This window comes from Streptosporangium sp. NPDC023825, from assembly GCF_040639575.1.
Classification (GTDB): domain Bacteria; phylum Actinomycetota; class Actinomycetes; order Streptosporangiales; family Streptosporangiaceae; genus Streptosporangium.
In genome coordinates this window covers 1-18,176 of the sequence record NZ_JBFAAE010000075.1, presented here as the reverse complement: position 1 = coordinate 18,176, position 18,176 = coordinate 1, and the positions used below count along the sequence as shown (strand labels likewise).

14 protein-coding genes are annotated in these 18,176 nt (G+C 71.0%); 9 read left to right on the top strand and 5 right to left on the bottom strand.

Features of this window, described 5'->3' with window-relative positions:
- Nucleotides 1–299 precede the first annotated feature (299 nt).
- Nucleotides 300–1,640, top strand: coding sequence for a hypothetical protein (locus tag AB0G15_RS38400; RefSeq protein WP_362850039.1), 1,341 nt, complete (start codon nt 300–302; stop codon nt 1,638–1,640).
- 219 nt (nt 1,641–1,859) lie between these two features.
- The gene (gene ligA, locus AB0G15_RS38395) at nt 1,860–3,956 is read left to right on the top strand and encodes an NAD-dependent DNA ligase LigA (protein ID WP_362850036.1); all 2,097 of its coding nucleotides are present in this window, start codon (nt 1,860–1,862) and stop codon (nt 3,954–3,956) included.
- A 63-nt stretch (nt 3,957–4,019) separates the two neighbouring features.
- Here ligA and AB0G15_RS38390 read toward each other — a convergent pair whose 3' ends face one another.
- Complete coding sequence (locus tag AB0G15_RS38390; protein WP_362850033.1) at nt 4,020–4,460, bottom strand: helix-turn-helix domain-containing protein; 441 nt, start codon at nt 4,458–4,460, stop codon at nt 4,020–4,022.
- Nucleotides 4,461–4,538: 78 nt separating this feature from the next.
- Between AB0G15_RS38390 and AB0G15_RS38385 the strand changes: the two genes are divergently transcribed.
- Both AB0G15_RS38385 and AB0G15_RS38380 read left to right on the top strand, forming a co-directional pair.
- A complete protein-coding gene (locus AB0G15_RS38385) occupies nt 4,539–6,788 on the top strand; it encodes a molybdopterin-dependent oxidoreductase (RefSeq protein ID WP_362850030.1) in 2,250 nt (749 codons plus the stop codon).
- Between the two features lie 352 nt (nt 6,789–7,140).
- Nucleotides 7,141–7,560: a CBS domain-containing protein gene (locus tag AB0G15_RS38380; RefSeq protein ID WP_362850027.1), complete on the top strand. Its 420-nt coding sequence runs from the start codon at nt 7,141–7,143 to the stop codon at nt 7,558–7,560.
- A gap of 87 nt (nt 7,561–7,647) precedes the next feature.
- Here the strand turns inward: AB0G15_RS38380 and AB0G15_RS38375 are convergent, their stop codons facing one another.
- On the bottom strand, nt 7,648–8,670 hold the full coding sequence (locus AB0G15_RS38375) for a LacI family DNA-binding transcriptional regulator (RefSeq protein ID WP_362850025.1): 1,023 nt from the start codon (nt 8,668–8,670) through the stop codon (nt 7,648–7,650).
- Nucleotides 8,671–8,777: 107 nt separating this feature from the next.
- Between AB0G15_RS38375 and AB0G15_RS38370 the strand changes: the two genes are divergently transcribed.
- The 5 genes from AB0G15_RS38370 to AB0G15_RS38350 are packed head-to-tail and all read left to right on the top strand — an operon-like array spanning nt 8,778 to nt 13,764.
- Entirely contained in the window at nt 8,778–10,139 is a 1,362-nt protein-coding gene (locus tag AB0G15_RS38370) for an extracellular solute-binding protein (RefSeq protein ID WP_362850022.1), read from the top strand.
- A gap of 1 nt (nt 10,140) precedes the next feature.
- Nucleotides 10,141–11,031 (top strand): sugar ABC transporter permease, encoded by an 891-nt coding sequence (locus AB0G15_RS38365; RefSeq protein WP_362850020.1) that lies wholly within the window; start codon nt 10,141–10,143, stop codon nt 11,029–11,031.
- Nucleotides 11,028–11,852, top strand: coding sequence for a carbohydrate ABC transporter permease (locus tag AB0G15_RS38360; RefSeq protein ID WP_362694454.1), 825 nt, complete (start codon nt 11,028–11,030; stop codon nt 11,850–11,852). Before AB0G15_RS38365 ends, AB0G15_RS38360 begins: the two co-directional genes overlap by 4 nt.
- Before the next feature lie 2 nt (nt 11,853–11,854).
- Complete coding sequence (locus AB0G15_RS38355; protein ID WP_362850017.1) at nt 11,855–12,703, top strand: ROK family protein; 849 nt, start codon at nt 11,855–11,857, stop codon at nt 12,701–12,703.
- Nucleotides 12,700–13,764, top strand: coding sequence for a glycoside hydrolase family 68 protein (locus AB0G15_RS38350; protein WP_362850015.1), 1,065 nt, complete (start codon nt 12,700–12,702; stop codon nt 13,762–13,764). The genes AB0G15_RS38355 and AB0G15_RS38350 overlap by 4 nt, the downstream gene beginning before the upstream one ends.
- A 251-nt stretch (nt 13,765–14,015) precedes the next feature.
- Here AB0G15_RS38350 and AB0G15_RS38345 read toward each other — a convergent pair whose 3' ends face one another.
- The 3 genes from AB0G15_RS38345 to AB0G15_RS38335 all read right to left on the bottom strand — a co-directional run.
- On the bottom strand, nt 14,016–15,668 hold the full coding sequence (locus AB0G15_RS38345) for a lectin (RefSeq protein WP_362850012.1): 1,653 nt from the start codon (nt 15,666–15,668) through the stop codon (nt 14,016–14,018).
- A 219-nt stretch (nt 15,669–15,887) separates the two neighbouring features.
- The gene (locus tag AB0G15_RS38340; RefSeq protein WP_362850009.1) at nt 15,888–17,699 is read right to left on the bottom strand and encodes a family 43 glycosylhydrolase; all 1,812 of its coding nucleotides are present in this window, start codon (nt 17,697–17,699) and stop codon (nt 15,888–15,890) included.
- Nucleotides 17,700–17,837: 138 nt separating this feature from the next.
- Nucleotides 17,838–18,176 (bottom strand): non-reducing end alpha-L-arabinofuranosidase family hydrolase (locus AB0G15_RS38335; RefSeq protein ID WP_362850006.1); only part of this gene is annotated, 339 nt, incomplete at its 5' end.

Genomic DNA, 18,176 nt, shown 5'->3' with positions numbered 1-18,176 from the left:
CGATCGTGCGGATCACCCGGGCGGGGCCGCCCACCGCGATGATGTACGGGTCACCGGCGAGCATCCGCTCGCGCATCGAGCGGTCATCCGGATCAGGTGTCATGCGTACAAGCGTACGTATGGAATGTACGTGTGTACATATCCGCGGGAAGCAACGGCGTGGACGTCGCGCCGTCGCGCGGATCCTGGCCGCCGAGGCACGGCTTGACGCCGGCGGGGCGTTCCGGGATTCCGGTGAGCCGTGGCCGGGCCGCCGGATCCGGGTGATCGGCGCCGGTCCTTCACGGCATCCTTGAACGGTGCTTGAACTCAGGGCGTCGAAGCCGACGATCGTCATGGCCCAGCTCGGTGCGGCCTGGACAGTGGGGGCGATCACGCTGCCACTGGTGTGGAGGTTCCTGCCGGTCGCCGCGACAGGGGGTGGAGAAAACGGTCTCGTCCTCCTCGCCCTCCTGGGCACACTGCTCGTCCTGGCCCACCTGACCGTAGTGATCACGGCCACCCGCAGGGCGTCGGCCCTCGGCGCGACGGTCGCCGGCCGGGTGCTGTGGGTGCTCCTCGTCCTGGGTGCGGGAACCGCCGGATGGGCGCTGAGCTGGGCGGCGACCGACGTCGCCGGGCTCGGGGTGAGTCGCAGCGGGCTGCTGTCGTCCCTTCTCGGAGGGATCCCGTTCGTCCTGGCGGCCGGGATGTCGCTGCGTGGACGGCTGCTCGGCCTTACCGCGCTGGGGCTGAGCGTGGTGTTGGTCGGTGCCTGCGTGGTGGTGCTGCGCCAGGAGTCGCCGGACGAGTTCGAGGCACGGCTGGCGACCGCCGGCGTACGCAGGGAGACCACGTACGTGGTCGCCGTCCCCGGCTACCGGCCCAACGGCGGCCGCGACTACGGCCGCGGGCTGGGCGACGGCGGCTTCCTCCCCGGGAACCCGGACGCGATCCCGCCCGATCGGCACATCACGATCACCGCGTACGACCGGCTCATGGTGGGCGAGAAGATGTGCGGGCAACCCACCGCCCTGGACTCCCGCCTGACATGGGGCTCCTGCACCGCCGAGCCGGGCGGCCTGGTGTACCGGAACAACGAGATCGTGCACGGCTACCAGGTGCCGGTCGGCCGCCGGTACGTGACGGTGGTGGGAACCCCGTCGGTCGACCATGACCTGCTGCGGGCCGCGGCGCTGAACCTGCGCCTGGCCACCGCCCGCGAACTGGGCGCCGGCCACGGGCAGACCGGCGACCACTACGCGGCGAAGATCCCCGGATACGCCGGGCAGCCGGCCGGGATCCCCGCGGGCATGATCTACCTGCCGTCGGACCGCACCGGCATCGGAGCGCAGAGCGTCGCGATCCACTTGTACGTGACCTACGAGGACGGGGAGGGCGTGTGCTTCCGCGCCGTTGAGTGCACACCGGAGGGCGCCGGCCTCACGTACGTCCGCCACGAGGACACGCACGGGTACATGACGCGGCGCGGTGAGGTGAACGTGCAGGTGCTGGGCGGCCTGCGGGTCGGCGGGACGACGCTGCGGCAGGCCACCCTGAACGCCCGCCCGGTCACCGAGGAGGAACTGCGCCGCGTCCTCCCTCCGCTGCAACCGCGTCACACCGTCGACCGCTTGCGCCGATGGCTGCGGACGTTCTGAACGCGTGTGAGCGCTTTGGACTTGACCTCAGCCGGCGCCCGGAGCCGGACGGCGCCCCCCTCGGCCCGCCCAACCGGCGGCGCGGTGGAAGCCGGCCCGGTGGGGCCGGAAACCCGGTCCCCGCCGTTGTGGAGCGGGCCGAGACGGCCACAGGACGAGCACGTCGTACCCGCCGGACGGCCGGCCGGAATTGTCGGTGCCGTCAAGCATGATCGAACCATGACCGAGGAGCCCCCGATCGCTGTCCTGGCCGACGACACGGCCTACGCCGAAGCCGTCCAACTGGCCGTTGACTCCGCCGCCGCGTACTACGCCGACGGCACCTCCACGCTCGACGACGACGCCTACGACAGGCTCGCGCGCGGGATCCAGGCGTACGAGGAAGCCCACCCCGAGGCGGTGCTGGCGACCTCCCCCACGGGCAAGGTCGCCGGTGGCGCCGTGGTCGGCGACGTGCCGCACACCGTGCCGATGCTCAGCCTGGACAACGTCTTCGGCGCCGGGCAACTGGCCGACTGGGCCATCTCGCTGGAGCGCAGGCTCGGACGCCCGGTCGAGGCGTGGAGTGTCGAGCCCAAGCTCGACGGCCTGGCCATCTCGGCCCGCTATCGTCACGGCCGCCTGACGCAGCTCGTGACTCGCGGCGACGGCGTCGCCGGTGAGGACGTCTCCCACGCGATCGGCACCATCGTGGGGCTGCCCGCCAGGCTGGCCGAGCCGGTCACGGTGGAGCTGCGCGGCGAGGTGATGATGACCGCGTCGCAGTTCGAGGCGGCATGCCTCAAGCGCCAGGCGCACGACGGCACCACGTTCGCCAACCCGCGCAGCGCCGCCGCCGGCACGCTGCGCGCCCAGGACCGGCCGTACGTGTGCGAGCTGACGTTCTTCGGCTACGGCGCGCTCTGCCACTCCGGCGACACCTCCGAGACGGCTGCGCGGCTGCGCGAGCTGCCGCACAGCGAGATCATGGCGTGGGTCGCCGCGCAGGGGGCGCAGACCCCCGCCGTCACCGACGTCGGCGGGATCGTCGCCACCACCCTGGAGCAGGTCCAGGAGCGGGTCGAGCAGATCGCCGCCAAGCGGGCCGAGCTGCCGTTCGGCATCGACGGCATCGTGATCAAGTGCGATCTCGCCGCCGACCAGGCGCAGGCCGGCTTCGGCACGCGCGCGCCCCGGTGGGCGATCGCCTACAAGCTGCCCGCCACCGAGAAGATCACCAAGCTGCTCGACGTGGAGTGGAACGTCGGCCGCAGTGGCATCATCGCCCCGCGTGCCGTGCTGGAGCCGGTCGTGCTCGACGGCAGCACCGTCACCTACGCCACTTTGCACAACGCCTCCGACATAGGACGCCGGGGCCTGATGCTGGGCGATTCCGTGGTCGTCTACAAGGCCGGTGACGTGATTCCCCGGGTGGAGGCCCCGGTCGTGCACCTGCGCACCGGCGACGAGCGGCCGATCCCGATCCCGCAGGTCTGCCCGTTGTGCGGCGACGAGATCGACGCCTCCCAGGAGCGGTGGCGGTGCGTGCGCGGGCGCGCCTGCCGGGTGATCGCCTCCATCGGCTACGCCGCCGGCCGTGACCAGCTCGACATCGAGGGCCTGGCCGAGAACCGTATCCAGCAGATGCTGGACGCCGGGCTGATCGCCGACTTCGCCGACCTGTTCTTTCTGACCCGTGAGCAGGTGCTGGGCCTGGAGCGGATGGGCGAGACCAGCACCGACAACCTGCTCGCCGCCATAGAGAGGGCCAAGGCGCAACCGCTCAGCAGGGTGTTCTGCGCGCTGGGCGTGCGCGGCACCGGCCGTTCCATGAGCCGCCGCATCGCCAGGCACTTCGGCAGCATGGACGCCATCCGCGCAGCCGACGCCGAAGCGATCGAGGCGGTGGAGGGCATCGGCCCGAAGAAGGCGCCGGGAGTGGTGGCGGAGCTGGTCGAACTCGCCGACCTCATCGAAAAACTGATCAAGGCCGGGGTCACCATGACCGAGCCGGGCTGGACACCACCCGCCGCCCCCGGCGCCAGCGCCGGCGCCGAGGCGAGCGGAGCGTCCGAGCTGCCGCTGGCCGGGATGTCCGTCGTGGTCACCGGAGCGATGAGCGGAGCGCTGGAGGCGCTGACCCGCAACCAGATGAACGAGCTGATCGAACGCGCCGGAGGCAAATCCTCCTCCAGCGTCTCGGCGAAGACGTCGCTGCTGGTGGCCGGGGAGAAAGCGGGCTCCAAGCGGGCCAAGGCCGAGGCACTCGGCGTACCGGTCGTCACCTCCGACGAATTCGCCGCCCGAGTCGCCACCTATCTGCAGCCGGATCTGTAGCCGGACCCCCGCGGCGGCCGCGTCCACACGAGGCGGCCACCGGGACCGCGGTGGACGCGCGGGTCACCGGCTGACCGGGGTCATCTGCCGGGGGTCGATTCGTTCGCCGCAGCAGGGGCAGGTCAGGGCCGGGGCGATGATCTCGCCGCAGCTCCGGTGGCGCAGGGGGAGTGGCGGGCCGTCCTCGCCCGCCATCCAGCGGTCGCCCCAGCCGGCGATCGAGATGATCACCGGATAGAGGTCGAGGCCCTTGGCGGTCAGCCTGTACTCGTGCCGGAGCGGCCGCTCGCTGTAGGGGCGCCGCTCGAGGATCCCGTGCTCGACCAGGGTGCCCAGCCGGTCGGCCAGCAGGTGCCGGGAGAGGCCGAGGTCGTTCCGAAAGTCCTCGAAGCGCCGCACGCCCAGGAAGGCGTCGCGCAGCACGAGCATGGTCCAGCGGTCACCGATCACCGACAGGGTGCGGGCGACCGAGCAGTCGACGTCCCCGATGTCCTTCCAGCGCATGCCAGGAGTTTATTGAGTTCTTTTCCGGAACTGACTAAGTTCCAAAAAAGAACTCACCGAGCATCGAGAGGGTTGATCATGGGCGAGTGGCGGCCGAGCGCCTGCATCCTGTGCGAATGCAACTGCGGTGTCGAGATCCTGGTCGGCCCGTCCGGGTCGTTCGACAAGATCCGTGGCGACAGGCTGCACCCGGCCTCCCGGGGCTACACCTGCAACAAGGCCCTGCGGCTCGACCGCTACCAGAACGGGCGCGCCGAGCGGCTGACCCGGCCCCTGCGCAGGCGGCCCGACGGGACCTTCGAGGAGATCTCCTGGGAGAGCGCGATCGGCGAGGTGGCCGCCCGGCTCGGCGCGCTGCCCGGAGAGTCGATCTTCTACTACGGAGGCGGCGGACAGGGCAACCACCTGGGCGGATCCTACGCCACGGCGACGATGAAGGCCTTCGGCGCCAGATACCGCTCCAGCGCCCTGGCCCAGGAGAAGACCGGCGAGTTCTGGGTGAGCGCCCGCATGCTCGGCGCGCCGACCCGCTCCGACGTCGAGCACTGCGAGGTCGCGGTGTTCGTCGGCAAGAACCCCTACCAGTCCCACGGATTCCCCCGGGCCCGCACGGTGCTCAAGGAGATCGGCAGGGACCCGGCGAGGTCGATGATCGTCATCGATCCGGTCCGGACCGAGACCGCCGAGCTGGCCGACTTCCACCTGCAGGTACGGCCCGGGACCGACGTCTACCTGCTGACCGCGATGGCCGCCGTCCTCGTCCAGGAGGAGCTGGTCGACGAGGACTGGCTGGCCGAGCACGCCGACGGGCTGTCCGAGGTCCGCAGGACGCTGTCGGCCGTGCCGGTGAGCCGCTACTGCGCGACGGCCGGCGTCGAGGAGGACCTGGTCCGGGCGGCCTCGCGCAGGATCGCCTCGGCGGCCTCGGTGGCGGTCACCGAGGACCTGGGCGTGCAGATGAACCGCGACTCCACCGTGGTCTCCTACCTCCAGCGGCTGCTGTGGCTGCTGACCGGCAACCTCGGCAGGCAGGGCACGCAGTACGCCTTCTCCAACCTGGCGCCGATCGCCCGAGATCGCGGGCACAAGGTCGGCGAGGGGCCGGTCAGCCCGGTCGCCGGAGCGAAGATCATCAGCGGGCTGGTGCCCTGCAACGTGATCGCCGAGGAGATCCTCACCGAACACCCGGCCCGCTACCGGGCGATGCTGGTGGAGAGCGCGAACCCCGCGCACTCCCTGGCCGACTCGCCGGCCATGCGTTCCGCGCTGGAGGCCCTGGACCTGCTGGTCGTCATCGACGTCGCGATGACCGAGACCGCGAGGCTCGCCGACTACGTGCTCCCGGCGCCGACCCAGTTCGAGAAGTGGGAGGCGACGTTCTTCACCTTCGACTTCCCGCGCAACATCTTCCATCTGCGCCGGCCGGTCGTGGACCCGCCGGACGGGCCGCTGCCCGAGCCGGAGATCCACGCGCGGCTGGTGGAGGCCTCGGGCGCGCTGCCCCCGGAGGTCGTCGAGCCACTGCGGGAAGCGGCCGCCCGGGGCCGTGCGGCGTTCGCCGAGGCGTTCCTGAACACCCTCGGCGCGCGACCGGAGCTCGCCCGGCTGGCTCCGGTACTGCTCTACCGCACGCTCGGGCCGACACTGCCCGGCGGCGCCGCGGCCGCGGCGGTGCTGTGGAGCGCGGCGCACGGCTTCGTCCAGGAGAACCCCGCGGGGGTGAAGCGGGCAGGATACGGCGAGGGCCTGGAAGCCGGTGAACGGCTCTTCGACGCGATCGTCTCCAGCCCGCACGGTCTGGTCACCACCGACGACGTACAGGAGGAGACCTGGCGGCGCCTGAAGGGGCGGCGCATCCAGCTCCACGTCCCCGAGCTCCTCGCCGAGGTGGCCGGACTCGCCGACCGGCCCGAACCCGCAGGCGACCGGGAATGGCCGTTCGTGCTGTCGGCCGGCGAACGGCGTGCCTTCACCGCCAACACGATCATCCGGGACCCGGACTGGCGCGGACGCGACACGGGCGGGGCGCTGCGGATCGCGGTCTCCGACGCCGAACGCCTGGGAGTGACCGCCGGCGACCGGGCGATGCTGACCACCCGGCGCGGCAGCGTCGAGGTCGTCGTGGAACCGACCGACCGGATGCGTCCCGGGCACATCTCGCTGCCCAACGGGTTCGGGGTCGACCATCTGGACCCCGAGGCCGGCCGGGTCGTCACCGGGATCGCGCCCAACGAACTCACCTCCGGCCAGGACCGCGACGCCTACGCGGGGACGCCCTGGCACAAGCACGTACCCGCGCGGCTCGTGGCGCTCGCCGAACCCAGGTGAGGCCGTTCGACGCGACCCGGCGGGTGACCTGGGCCGCACCCCCGCGAGATGCCCGCGGAAACCCTCGACGGCGGACACCCGGCGGCCGGCGCGGCCGAGGACGAGACCGCCGCCGGGTTGCGCCGGCACCCGGCGCCCCCAACAATTGGGGCGTCGGCGATCGATCCCGGACTCCGCAGCCCGGAGTCCGGGGCCCGGCCGTGTCCCGGCCGTCGCGGAGAAGGCCACCCGCCGGCCGCCGCGCCCGAACGGCGGACGCCTCCGTGACCCACCCCCGCCGGCGGGCGGGGCATCCGCGTCGCCCGCGACGAAACCCGCGGCCGTGCATGGGCCGCCCGGCAGCTGAAAGGCCGTGAGAGTGGTATCGGACGTTCCCGTCGACACGTACGGCCGCACCGTTCGGGAGGCGATGATACGTACGGCCAAGCTGCATCCGGTCGAGACGACCGTCGCCGACGCGTCGGCCGCGTTCGAGAACGCGCACGTCCATCTGCTGCTGCTGGTCGAAGGGACGACGCTGCGCGGGACGCTCGACCGGCGCGACCTCATCGGGGCTCCCCGCGCCGCGCCCGCGCTGCGGTTCGCACGACTGGGCGGGCGCACGGTCGGGCCGAACGAGAGTCTCGCCCAGGTGCACGCGGCCATGGTCTCGTCCGGCCGGCGCCGCCTCGCCGTCGTGGATCCGGGTGGTGCCCTTCTCGGGTTGCTGTGCTTGAAATCAAAGCGAACGGGATTCTGCACCGACCGGGGAGTGGCTTCCCGGTCCTCCTAGGCCGGCCGGGACGCGCTAGCAGGGCCACCGCGCCTGCGCCTCGGCCGCCGGCCTGACCGTCAAGGTCCTCGGCTCATCCTCCGCGGGTCACGAGGGCGCCACCGACTCCCGGTGTCTCACCGGCATGGCGACCCGGTGCACCCGGCCGGGTTCGGCCTGCTCGCCCATCTGGGCGAACAGCACCTCCACCGCCTTGCGGCCCAGTTCGTAGTGCGGCAGCGCCACGGTCGTCAGCTTGGGGCGCATCCACGACGCGATGGGGTGGTCGTCGAACGACACCACCGACACGTCCCGGGGAACCGAGAGCCCGGCGTCGTTCAACGCCTGGTAGGCGCCCAGGGCAAGCCGGTCGTTGAGGCAGATCAGCGCCCGGGGCCGGTGGCCGGCCAGCAGGGACCGGGTCGCGTCCAGGCCTTCCTCGGGCTGCCAGTCGGCGCAGACTCGGGCTCCGGCGATCCTCAGGCCGGCCTCCTCGATGCCGGTCAGGCGTTCCACCGCCGCGACGCGGGCGGCGGGCACGTCGCGCGACCTCGGTCCGGCCCCGATCAGGTAGACGTCCTCGTGGTGGCCCGCCTCCAGGAGCACCCGGGCCGCCGAGCGGCCGGCCCCGACCTCGTCCGGCACGATCGACGGCAGGCCGGAGGCCGACTTGGGCAGCGCGTTGAGCAGCACGGCGGGGCCGATGTCCTTCGGGACCTTGATCATCCGGGTGTACATGGCGGCCAGGATGATGCCGTCGACCTGGCGGTCCTGCATGGCGTGCAGCAGGCCGCGCTCCAGCTCGGGATCGCCCTCGGTCTCGCCGATGAACAACATCACGCCGCGCTCGCGGGCGGCCTCCAGGGCGCCCTTGATCATGTCTCCGGCGAGGCGGGAGGTCGCGACGGTGTCGGAGACGAAGCCGATCGTGCGGGTCGTCCCGGTCCTCAACCCGACGGAGACCGCGTTCGGGCGATAGCCCAGCTCGTCCGCCGCACGCAGTACCCTCTGCTCGACGTCGTGGGAAATGCGCAGCTCGCGGCCCCTGCCCGTCATCACGAGCGAGGCGGTGGTACGGGACACTCCGGCCGCCTGGGCCAGATCGGCCAAGGTGACCCGACGTCGACTCACGGGAGAGACCTCCACCATTCCGACCGGATTACGGGGCCTTGACACCATCGGATGCGTGCGATGAGACTATCGCATCGCTAATCCGATTTAGCAAAGGGAGACGCACCATGTCTCGTCGAGTTCACTCCCGCCGGAGCCGCGTGGCGATGGTGGTCATCCTGGGGGGAAGCCTGGCCGCCGCCTGCGCGGCGCCGGGAAGCGGCACCGCGCAGCCGACGGCCGCCGCGTCGTCGTTGTCGGCCGCGCCGACCTGCGGCACCGCGCCGGTCACGATGAAGGGCTACTTCGAAACCGGATTCCCCCTGCCCAAGGCGCTCACCGCCGAGTTCACCAAGCAGCACCCGAACGTCACCTGGGACATCCGCGAGGACCAGTTCGCGGTGATCACCCAGAACGCCCCGCGCGTGCTGGCCGACGACCCGCCGGACCTGATGCGCCTTCCCCAGGTCTCCGAACTGGTCAAGAACAACCTCCTCAAGAACCTCGACGAGTACGCCAAGGTCTACGGCTGGGACAAGTGGCCCGCCTCCCAGCTCGAACAGATGCGCATGGCGCCCGGCGGCGCCGTGCGGGGTGAGGGCTCCCTCCACGCCATGGGCCTGAACTTCTCCATGACCGGCGTGTTCTACAACAAGAAGCTGGCCGAGCGGATCGGCATGACCGACCCGCCGGAGACCCTCGCCGACCTCGACGCGGCCATGGCCAAGGCCAAGGACGCGGGCCTGGTCCCGATCGCCCAGTTCAACGGCGGCGCGACCGGCGGCCTGGCCTTCCCGCTCCAGGACCTGATGGCCTCCTACGGCCCGCCCGCGCCGATCAACGAGTGGATCTTCCAGAAACCCGGCGCGACCATCGACACCCCGGCCAACCTCCAGGCGGCTCAGCACCTGGAGAAGTGGATCAAGGCCGGATACTTCTGGAAGGACGTCAACGCCGTCGACTACGCCACGATGATGAGCCGCTTCATCGGCGGCGACGGCCTGTTCATGTTCAACGGCGACTGGGAGTCGGGCAACCTCGACAAGAAGATGGCGGGCGACATCGGCTTCTTCCTGATGCCACCGGCCCAGGCCGGCGGCAAGCGGGCCACCATGTCGGCCCCGCTGGCGTTCGGCATCGGGGCGAACGCCAAGAACGCCGACTGTGCCGCCGCGTTCCTCGACTGGGTCGCCACCGACACGCAGGCGCGCACGATCGGCGTCCAGGTCGGAGGCTCCCACCCGATGGGCCCGGCCGACGGGCCGATGCCGCCGGTGGCCGAGGACAGCGTGACCGCGAGCACCCTCGCGGCGGGCGCGCGGATCGCGCAGGACAACGGCGCGATGGACTTCATCGCCAACGCCACCGGCGCGATCTACGCCAAGAGCTGGACCCCGAACCTGCAGAAGCTGGTGGCCGGGGAACAGACCCCCGAAGGCCTGCTCAAGAGCGTGCAGGCCGACTACCAGAGCCAGGTCAAGGGAGGCTGAGGTGAAGGCGGCCGCCAGACGGCGGAGCGGGCCGAGATGGGCCGGCTGGATATTCGTGCTGCCCGCGGCCGCGTTCTACGTCGTGTTCGTGATCCAGCCGCTGGCCATGACGGTGCAGTACTCCCTCTACAAGTGGGACGGCATCGGAGTGGCCACCTGGGCCGGGGTCCAGAACTACCTGCGGGTCTTCACCGACCCCGACCTGTTCGCCTCCATCCTCAACGCGGTGAAGCTGATCGTGTTCTTCAGCGCGGTCCCGGTCGTGCTCGGGCTGGCCATCGCGGCGACGATCCGCCGCATCGCCACCAGCCGCCTCGCGCTGGTGGCCCGTACGGTCATCTTCCTGCCGCAGGTCATCCCGCTGGTCGCGGCCGGGATCACCTGGAGCTGGTTGCTGTCCTCGACCGGCCTGGTGAACCAGTTCCTCACGGCCGTCGGGCTGGAGGGGATCACCCGCGCCTGGCTGGGCGACTTCTCGACGGCTCTGCCGGCGGTCGGGGTGATCGGCGCCTGGGTGCTCCTGGGACTGTGCACGCTCCTGCTGCTGGCCGGGATGAGCAAGATCGACCCGGCCCTGTACGAGGCCGCGCGCCTCGACGGCGCCGGACCCTTCCGCGAGTTCTTCTCGATCACCCTGCCCAGCCTGCGGCAGGAGATCGGGGTCTGCGTCACCGTCACGGTCGTGGCCGCGCTGGCCAGCTTCGACATCGTCTACGTCTCGACCCAGGGCGGGCCCGGCAACGCCAGCATGGTGCCCGGCCTGGAGATCTACTATCTGGCCTTCTCCGAACGCCAGGTCGGCCTCGCCTCGGCCCTCGCGGTGATCCTCACCGTGCTGGTGATCGCGTGCGCACTGCCGATCCAGTGGCTCACCAGGGAACGCAAATCATGATCTTCGACCGTCGTGAGGCCTGGACCGGCCGGGTGCTGCTGCTGGTACTGATGGCGGCCACGCTGATGCCGTTCGTCAGCCTCCTCGTCACCGCGCTCCACCCCTCGGGCAGCTACCCGCTGGGTCTCGAGTGGCCCGACGACCCGCAGTGGGGCAACTTCGTCACCGCGTTCACCGCCGCCCGGATGACCGAGCTGCTCACCTCCAGCGCGCTGATCGTGCTCGGGGTGGTGCCGATCTCGCTGGTCATGGCCACCATGGCCGGGTTCGCCATCGGGCACCTGCGCATCCCCGGGCGGCGGTTCGTCTTCGTGGCGTTCCTGCTGGGGGTGACGTTGCCGTTCGAGGGCATCATCACACCGCTCTACTACCTCGTGCGCGACATGGGCGTGCTGAACACCCGGTGGGCGATCATCCTGCCGCTGATCGGGCTGTTCATGCCGTTCTCGGTGTTCTGGATGCGGGCCCACTTCGTGAACATGCCCGAGGAACTGTCCGAGAGCGCCCGCATCGACGGCGCAGGGACCTGGCAGCTCTTCTGGCGGGTGCACGTGCCGCTGGCCGCCCCGGCGACCTCGTCGCTGGCGATCCTGCTGTTCCTGTGGACGTGGAACCAGTTCCTGCTGGCCATCGTGCTGGTCGACGACCCGCTGCAACGCACCATGTCCGGGGCCCTGGGGGCCTTCCAGGGACAGTGGGGCACCGACATCCCGCTGCTGTGCGCGGGCTCGCTGCTCATCCTGACACCCACGCTCGCGGTCTTCCTGATCTTCCAGCGGCGTTTCGTCACGGCTCTGCTCCAGGGTTCACTGAAGGGATGACCATGTACGGAGCAGTCGAGGCCGGCGGCACCAAATGGGTGTGCGCGCTCGCCGACACCGACGGAAGGATCGTGGCCACCGAGGTGGTCCCGACGACGACCCCCGACGAGACCATCCCGGCCGCCGTCGGCTTCTTCCGCCGCCATCCCGCCCCGGCGGCGGTCGGCGTCGCCACCTTCGGGCCGGTCGACCTGGCGAGCGGGCGCATCACCACCACCCCCAAACCCGGCTGGTCGGGTACCGACGTGGTGACACCCTTCCGGGAGGGGCTCGGGGTGCCGGTCGGGCTCGACACCGACGTCAACGGTGCCGCCATCGGCGAGCTGCGCCACGGCGTCGGGCGGGGACTGCACACGCTCGCCTACATGACCGTCGGCACCGGCGTCGGGGTCGGGGTGATCGTCGGCGGGCGCCCGCTGCACGGGCGCACCCACCCCGAGGCCGGGCACATGCGGCTGCCTCACGACACCGCGCGCGATCCCTTCCCCGGCGCGTGCCCCTTCCACGGCGACTGCCTCGAGGGGCTGGCCTCGGGGACGGCGATGCGGCGGCGATGGGGGCGGCCCGCCCAGGAGCTCGGGGACGGCGAGCCGTGGGAACTGGAGGCGGAGTACCTGGCGCTGGCCGTGCACAACCTGGCCGCCGTCGTGTCTCCGCAGGCGGTGATCATCGGTGGCGGGGTCGGCGGCCGGCCAGGCCTGCTCGACCTGGTCCGGGCCCGCACCGCCGAACTGGCCGGCGGCTACCCCCTGGACACCGTCATCACCCCGCCGGCACTCGGGAACCTGTCCGGGATCACCGGCGCGGCGGAACTGGCCCGAGCGGCCCTGAACGGAAACGAGAACGAGTGAGCACGACGACCCGGTGGACGCGCCGCCACCTCGACCTGATCACCGAGGACCCGGCGACGACCGCGCCGCCCATCCTCGGCCCCGTCGAGGCGGCGCTGCCCGGCCTGGACCTGTGGGACATGTGGCCGATCCAGGACGAGGACGGTGCCACGGCCCTCTTCGACGGCCGCGAACTCTGGATGGGCCTGACCGCCCCCGCGACCGGCCATCCGGAGGACCGCCACGACGTCGCCCGCATCCGCCTGCTCACCCCGGACGAGGGCACGTGGGCCGACCTCGGCGACGTCTTCCGCGACGGGGAGTCGCCGGGCAGCCGCGAGTGGTCCGGCACGGCGATCCGTCGTGCGGACGGCACCGTGTCGGTCTTCTACACCGCGGCCGGGCACCGCGACGAGAAGCGGCCGACCTTCGTGCAACGGGTGATCGAGGCGCGCCTGCCGCTCGACGGGAGCCCCGGGCGGCCGGGACCGGCCGAGCACCGGGAGATCGTACGTCCCGGCGGCGAGTTCTACCTTCCGGCAGACTCACACGAAGGGGGGCCCGGGCGGATCCGGGCCTTCCGCGACCCCGCCTGGTTCCGGGGCCACCTGCTGATCGCGGCCTCCGTCCCGTGGGGCGACCGCCACATGGGCGCCGTCGCGCTGGCGGGCCCGGAGTCCGAGGGCCGGCCGCTGCGCCCGCCGCTCCTGGTCGCCGACGGGATCAACCGCGAGATCGAACGCCCGCACATCGTGGTCCACGGCGGCCTGCACTACCTGTTCTTCTGCACCCACCGCCAGTCGTTCGAGCCGGAGGGCGCCGCCCCGACCGGCCTGTACGGCTTCGTCTCCGCGACGATGGAGGGCCCCTACGAACCCCTGAACGGCTCCGGCCTGGTGATCGGGAACCCGCGGGCCCAGCCCGACCAGGCCTACGCCTGGATGGTGCTCGACGACCTGCGCGTGGTCAGCTTCCTCGACTACCGGGGCCCGGCCGAGCGGGCCCACTTCGGCGGGACACCCGCTCCGATGTCGAGACTGCGCCTGGAAGGCCCCCGCACCCGGCTCGAACCGCTCGGCTGAGGGCGGGGGACCCGCTCGACCCCGTCGCTCCCGCGCCGCGGCGAGGACGGGGCAGGCGCCGGCCGTCCACGCGCACGCCCGGTCGCGCGGCCCTTCCCCGGTCCGCGCGCAGGCGGCGGAACCGGCCGCCGACCACGAACGCGCGAGCCCTGCCGCCCGGTCGGAAGGGGGCGGCAGGGCTCGGCTCCGGTCAGGGACCTCTGCCCGCCAAGACCGTCGAACGGCCTTTCAGGGGGCGGCGGGCGAGAGGATCACCCGCGGTTCCAGCGCTGGTTGGCGCCGCCGGTGCACGTCCAGATCTGGACCTTGGTGTTGTTGGCCGTGGCGTTGCCGGCGACGTCCAGGCATTTGTTCGCACCGACGGCGGTGATGGTGCCGTCGGCGTTGAAGCGCCACTTCTGGTTGTTCTGGCCGTTGCAGTCCCAGATGAGGACGCCGGTTCCGTCGGCGGTGCCGTTGTTGTTGACGTCCAGGCACTTGTTGCCGTAGACCCGCAGCTCACCGGCGGCGGTGGAGGTCCACTGCTGGTTGCTCTGGCCGTTGCAGTCCCAGATCACCACCAGGGTGCCGTTGGCCTGCGAGGCGCCGGTCACGTCGAGGCACCGGTTCGACCCCACACCCCGGATCGGGGTCGTGGACGCGGTGGGCGTGGGGGTGGGCGTCGGGTCAGGGTCGGGCGTGCCGCCGCTGACCCGGAACACGACGGTGCCGTGCGCCGGCACGCTCGCCGAGATGTTCCCGGTGGTCGAGGTGACGGCGTTGCTCCAGGCGTCACGCAGGCCGAAGGAGTTGCCGGACAGGCCGATGGCGGACGTGGTGGTGCTGATCGTGGTGGTGCTGCCGCCCTGGTTGAACAGGGCGACCGCGACGTCGCCGTTGCTCAGGCGCTTGGCCAGGATGCGGCGCGTGCCGTCGTTGCTGATCTGGGTGGCCTGGAGGCCGAGCGTGTCCTGGTTGATGGCGATCAGGTTCTGGTTCTTCAGGATGGTGCTGGTCGCGCTGTCCATGTTCCGGACGTCGTTCCCGGCGATCAGGGGCGAGGCCATCATGGCCCAGAGCGCGAAGTGGCTGCGCATCTCGGTGTCGGTCATGCCGCCACGGCCGACCTCCATCATGTCGGGGTCGTTGAACGCCCCGGGCTTGGCGTAGCCCGCCAGGGGGACGGTGACGTTGACGATGTTCTGGATGCCCATCGGGTAGCCGTTGGTCTGGCCGGTGTCCCACTTGTTGGTGATGTCCTCGGTGGTCCGCCAGATGTTGGCGACATCGCCCCAGTTGCGCTGCGGGCCGGTCTTCTCGTGGATGCTGTTGGGGTTGATGCTGTAGAGGATCGGCCGCCCGGTCGCCGCCAGCGCGTCGCGCATCTTGGCGAAGATGCGCACCTGGTCGTTGATGGTGCCGGTGGGGGAGCACCAGTCGTGCTTCAGGTAGTCGACGCCCCAGGCGGCGAACTGCCGGGCGTCCTGGACCTCGCGGTTGAGGCTGCCGGTCGCGCCGGGGTAGGAATTGAAGTACTGGGCGCAGGTCTTGTCCAAGGGCGCCTGGTAGATGCCGAACTTCAGCCCTCTGGCGTGCAGGTAGTCGCCGAGCGCCTTCATGCCGCTCGGGAACCGCGACAGGTTGGGCTGGAGGTTGCCGGCGGAGTCGCGGTTGGGGTCCATCCAGCAGTCGTCGACGACGACGTACTGGTAGCCCAGGTCGCGCATGCCGTTGCTGACCATGGCGTCGGCCGTCTGCTTGATCAGGGTCTCGTTGATGTTGCAGCCGAAGGTGTTCCAGGTGTTCCACCCCATCGGCGGGGTACGGCCCACGCCGTTCTCCAGCGCCTGCGCCTGGGTGGCGGGGGTGAGCGCCACGGCCAGCGCCGCCAGGCTCAGCAGCACACGTGCTCGTTGTTTTCTCATGGATGTCGCTCCTGGTGAGGGTCAGGCGCAGAGGACCGGGGGGTGGTCGCGCTGTCGCCGGTCATGGGACCGAAGGTGGTGCTCGTGCAGGCTGCGGACGAGCCGTTCCACCGGGGCGAGACGAAGGTGGTGCTCTCGCCGGCCGGCCGCCGGACGACGAGAGCCGTGACCGCGACGGCCGTCAGCGGTGATCGGTGTCCTGGCACGGCGCGTCTCCCGTCACTGGAAGGAGGCGTCGTCGATGTAGAGGTTGTCGGTGCCCGCGGCCGTCTCGACGTAGAAGGAGGCGTTGGTCAGCGTCCCGGTCCACGAGACCGTCGCGGTGCCGGTGAGCTGGGTCCACCCGTTGGCGTTGACCGTCTGCGCCGGGGTGAGCTGGACGTAGTTCGTCGTGCCGTTCGCGGTCAGCGCCAGCGTCGCCTTCGCGCCGGGAGTGCCGCTCTGCGAGCGGACCCACACGCTCGTGGTGTAGCTCTTGCCGTTGGTGAGCCGCGCGGTCACGTTCTGGTGCGGGCCCTGCCAGGCGGACGTACGGCCGGAGTTGAGCAGGGACCGGCTGCCGCCGTGAGCCACATCGGTGGCGGAGGACAGGGTGCCGCCGGAGCTGGTCCAGCTCGTCGTGCCGTCCTCCATCGTGCCGTTGGCCAGCAGGTTCCCGCCGCTGCCGCCGCTCGGGGTGAACTGCCACCAGTTGAGGTTGAGCAGGTAGCCGCTGTTGCCGGCGAACCGGAGGTAGAGGTCACGCGTGCCGGTGGCACCGGAGACGGGACAGGTGACCGAGGTCCAGCTCTGCCAGCCGCCGGTGCCGGGGACGGTGCAGGTGCCCACGAGGGTGCCGGTGGCGCTGCCGAGGCGGACTTCGATCCGGCCGCCGCTGGTGCCCGAGGCCACCCGGGCGGTGAAGGAGGACGCCCCGTTGCCGAAGGCGACGCCCTTGACCTTGATGTGGTCGCCGTTCTCGATGAAGCCGACGTTCATGCCGCCCTCGCCGGAGGCTTCGGTCTCCACCCCGGATGCCCAGGCCATGGTCTCGGCCTCTTGGCGGACGAACGGGTCGAGGGTGCCGACCTGCGGTGGTCCTGCGGTGGTCATGTTGATGGTCGGGATGGTGCCGTCGGCGTTGTAGGCGAACCTCTCCACGGCCACCGAGCGGGTGTAACCGCTGCCGCCCGGCAGGGCACCGTTGTGGTAGAAGAAGTACGAGTTACCGGCGAAGTCGACGATCCCGGCGTGGTTGGTGAAGCTCGACCCCTGCCTCGGCATGATCGTTCCCCGGTAGGTCCACGGCCCGGTGGCGCTGGGGGCCGTCGAGTAGCCGATGAACTCCGAGCAGCATTCGGCGGCGAACACGTTGTAGTAGAGGTTGTTGCGCTTGAAGACCCACGGCCCCTCCTCGTAGAGGGTGGGGCGGCTGGCGTTGCCGTTCCGCGTGCCGAACCCCGCCGTGGTGAGCGGGATCTGGGTCGGGCCGCCGGAGAAGGAGATCATGTCGGTGTTGAGCCGGACGTACCACAGGCGGGGGTTGCCCCAGTAGAGGTAGGCCTGGCCGTTGTCGTCGATGAACGCGTGCGGGTCGATCTCGCCGTTCTCGACCAGCGGGCGGCCCAGCGCGTCCCGGAAGGGCCCGGTGGGGCTGTCGCCGACCGCGACGCCGATGGCCATCCCGCCGGTCGCCCGGTTTCGCACCGGCACGTACCAGTAGAACTTCCCGTTGCGGGGGATGACGTGGCCGGCCCAGGCGTTGGCGTCGGCCCAGGCGAAGGTGGCCAGGCTCATGGGCGAGCCGTGATCGGTCCAGTTGGCCATGTCCGTGGAGGAGAAGACGCGCCAGTCGCGCATGGTGAAGTAGGTCGAACCGTCCTCGTCGTGGCCTGTGTAGACGTACACGCGGCCGTTGTGGACGAGCGGCGCCGGGTCGGCGGTGTAGATCGTCTGCACGATCGGGTTGTCCGCCCTGGCCGGGGACGGGAACAACACGGTCGCAAGAAGCAGGCCCACGGTGCACAGGACCGTACGCAGAGCAGGTCTCACCTGTCTTCTCCCTCTGAAACGTGTTTTGCGGGGGGTGTTGGTAGGTCCCGGGCGCGGTGAGCGCTCCCTCCCCCGCGCCCGGGACCGGTTCAGGGGGTGATCGGCAGGGGAAGCCGGTCTGGATCGGCTGTCACGGTGTTAGCGCTGCAGGGTCAGCAGGCCCGGCCGGTAGGGCAGGAGGCCGTAGTCGACGCCGTCGGACCTGGGGTCGCGGCCCTGGTAGAGCAGCTGGAGGTTGCAGGGGTCGACGGTCATGGTCTGGTCGGCGTTGGTGCGCAGCAGCTCACCGTGGCTGATGTCGTTGGTCCAGGTGGCGCCGCTGTTGACCTTGCCGGCGAACGGGTTGCTCTGGGTGGCGGCCTGCGGGGTCCACGAACCGTTGAGGCTGGTGGCGGTGAAGGAGCGGAAGTAGCGCCCCTGGGAGCCGATGGCCTCGACGATCATGAGGTAGCGGCTCTGGCCCTGGAGCTTGTAGAC